Source organism: Calderihabitans maritimus, from assembly GCF_002207765.1.
Lineage (GTDB): Bacteria > Bacillota > KKC1 > Calderihabitantales > Calderihabitantaceae > Calderihabitans > Calderihabitans maritimus.
Map to the genome: position 1 here is coordinate 54556 of NZ_BDGJ01000125.1, position 3629 is coordinate 58184.

At 52.8% G+C, this 3629-nt stretch carries 1 protein-coding gene; it reads left to right on the forward strand.

The features are described from left to right. The coding region (locus KKC1_RS10700) for an Ig-like domain-containing protein (RefSeq protein ID WP_192868200.1) at window positions 1-3629 on the forward strand (3629 nt) is incomplete at both ends.

Genomic DNA, 3629 nt, shown 5'->3' on the forward strand with positions numbered 1-3629 from the left:
ACTAATGTTGTTGATAACACCTTGACTATTGTTCCACAGGAAGATTTGGCCGGCAATACCACCTACACGGTTACCATACCTGTTGGTGCCGTTGAAGACCTGGCAGGAAACGCGCTTTCAACTGAAATAAGCTGGTCTTTTACCACCGGGGAGGCGCCTGATACCGCGCCGCCGGTGATTACCATCACCGACCCGGATAATAACGGCCTCTTCAGCGGCCGTGTCCCCATAGAGGGTACGATTTCCGAAGAAAGCCTGAGGCAAGTAGAGGTTTCCATCCGGTCGGCCGCCACCGGCATGTACTGGGATGATGTTCAAGACGCCTGGGTGCCGGAGGAGACATGGAATACTGCAGCTTTCAGCGGTTTTGCGCCCGACTACCAGTTTCAATATGTGGCTCCCGGGCCTTACCAGAATGCCGTCGAAGGTGATTACGTTGCTTTTGTCCGTGCCCTGGATTACGCCGAGAACATGTCGGCATCCGTGTCGGTAAACTACCGCCTTGATGTAACCAAGCCGGGCATCCTGGTTTCCAACCCTTCGAACGGCGACTACGGTGTAGCCGTAGATGCGCCGATAACCGTTACATTTGATGAAGACGTCGTGGCGAACGATCTGAATATCATCTGGCTGGAGGACCTCTATACAGGGTTGGATGTGAGCGCCGATTATAACCTGGAGGTTACCCTTGATGAGACGAGCAATACCCTTACCGTTACCCATTCTCCGTTCGCCTACGAAGGCTATTACTGTCTCCACATCCCCGATGTAGTCGTCCGGGATTTGGCGGGGAACGGCAACGATTGGATGGATATAACATTCCACACGGTAGAGGAAGGAGGCGGCCTTCCCCCGGAGGAGCCGGGTGGTGCCTACCTTGATTACCTGGACGTAGCTATGCTTCCGGCTGGTATCAGCGAGTTTGAGCTGACCATATTCGGAACGAACCTGGATGCCCAGGCCGACTATATCGTGGTTATAGAGAAAGACGGCGGCATTCCGGTGGTCACCGCTGTTGACACGGAAGTTTTTGCGAACGAGTTTTTCGAAGGGATCTGGGCCTACTTCAATGAGGCAGGGTTTACCGGAGGGCAGGTGCTGGCAGCAGGGGACTATACAGTTAAAGTCTATCCTTCCGGGAGCCTCCAGCCAGTACCCGGTGAGGTGCTGCAACTTACAGCTGTGGACACGCCTCTGGCATTAGGGGTTTACCCCAGATATGTGGAAGAGGAAGCTACAGAAGTATTGCTGGAGGTAGAGCTTGCCAATGTTAACCCGGAACAGGAAGTAACCGCTTATTTAAAAAGCTTTGGGGAGAACGGTGATGAAGTGATACTGTCTAGCAGCTCTGTCACGGTGATTGACGAAGGTGATGGACTGTATATTTATCCCAGTTTTACGCTGTCAGAGGGATTTTCGTCAGCGAACTTTTACTTTATCTCCCTGGAGACCGGCGGCAGCGAGATTCCGTTTGCCGTAAGCTGGATGAGCGATATGGAAGTTACTGCCGAACCGGTGATAACCGGTCTGGGATCCAGTACGGTAGCCGCAGGGGAAACCACCTTATACCTGGAAGGCATTAACCTTGCCGGGGCCGACCCGACCGGCTGGAGCGTGTGGGTGGAGCAGGAAGGCGTGCAGGTTACCGGTGCTTCCACTATTAACGTACGGGATAACTATTCCCTGGAAGTTATCCTGGAGGGACCGTTGACGACGCCCGGTTACTATGAAGTGGTGGTGTACGACGGAACTTATGAAGAACGCTACGGGCTGGAAGTAACGGGTGAACCCTCCGAAGGCACCGACACCACTCCGCCGGAGATTACAGGAATAAACCCGGCGTCTGACACCATCGTCAGCGATCCGAGGCCGGTCATCAGAGCCACCATCAGCGATGCGGGGAGCGGTCTGATAAGGGATTCCTTCTGGGCGGTAATAACGGGGGATAACATTGACGAGTTATCAATTCCAGATACCGCCCTAACGTGGGCACCGGATGACTCACAAGTAGTCATAGAGCTGGCGCCACCGATCGACCTGCCGGACGGTGGTTATACGGTTACCGTTTGCGCGATAGACAACGCCGGGAACGAATTGTTTTACAGTTGGAATTTCGCCGTTTTAACGGCTTCGCAGCCGTCCTTCGACCTGGCAGATGTGGGCTTCCAGTTCACCGATGGAGATCAAGATCATATCTACTACACGGGCGATACTCTAACCTTTGATATACTGGGCCTGCCCGAAGGCGCGTCGGTATCAGTGCAGGTAGGAAGCGCATTAGCCATCCCCGTATCGGGAGAGGAGATACCCCTTTCCCTTGAGAATTTTGTCAGCCTGGGTACGGCTTCCGTGGGTGCATACAGTTCGGGATCATATCCGGTAAGCTGGACGGTGGACACCCGCGATAATAACGAGTTCCTGCCTTTACTGATAAAAATCTCGGTAACCGTGGAAGGTGAAACCCTGGAAGGGGTATTTGTCCTATCGGATGCTGAAGGCAACGTGGCGCTTCTCAACATCGAGCCGCCGGAAATTCCGGGCATAGACTACGAACCTAAATTCAGAGAAGTGGAAGACCTGCATAACATTACCAACCTAACCTTCACCAAGACCGATGCGCAGACGGGTGAGTTTTTCGGTTCGATCAGATTCAACTCCACCATCGATATAGATGAACTGGAAAACATAATGATGCAACTGCAAAATGTACTCAAATTCGACGAGACTACAGGCATCGGGATTGTGGGTCAAGGAGATGTAAATTACCTTAAAGGCATAAACGCTACTATCACCGTGAATACCGATTTTATTGAAGGTTTCAACGACATCGTCCATCTTGTCGATGCTTCCAACGTGGCCGATTTTGTAACCGTAGAGAAGTACGACGATAGCGGCAACTACGCGGGAGATGTGATTACGCAGTTGACCTATGACAGTGAACAGGAAAGGTTATCCTTTGATGTAAGCGGCTTTTCCACCTACAAGCCTGCGGTTAAGGATACCTTCGGTCCAGAGGTTACCATAACCACGGCAGGGGGACAGGTAATAAACACTGACCAGTTCACCGTAGAGTATAGTAGCAGCGATTTGGACCTGGCTGGGTATGAAGTCAAATTAGACGACGGTGCCTGGGTAGACGTGGGGCTTAACACCAGCCGCACCTTCACCGGTCTGAGTGAAGGAGAGCACACCGTCTATGTACGGGGCGTAGACGACATCGGGAACATAGGAGATCAAGCGAGCATAACCTTCACCGTGGACACCACCTCAGCTCCGGAAGCACCTTCGGTTACCAGCCCAGGGGCTCCGGTGGTTATCAACGCTGATACTTACACCGTGGAAGGCGTAGCCGAGGCTGGCTTCCTGATCAAGATATATTCTGATGCAAACGAAAACGACCGGCTGGATGAGGCGGACCAACTGCTTATGATTTACCAACTGGGCGAAGGTGTTGGCGAATTTAGTCTAGAGGTTGAGCTGGCGCAGGACAGTTTAAACAAGTGGCTTGTTACTTCTACCAATGCCGCGGGGAAGGAAAGCGAGGCGGCAGTGCTTCCGGTAATCACTGAAGATTCCACGCCTCCCGTAATCCTGGGGGCAAGCCACAACGCCTCTCGTGCCCTTAAGGC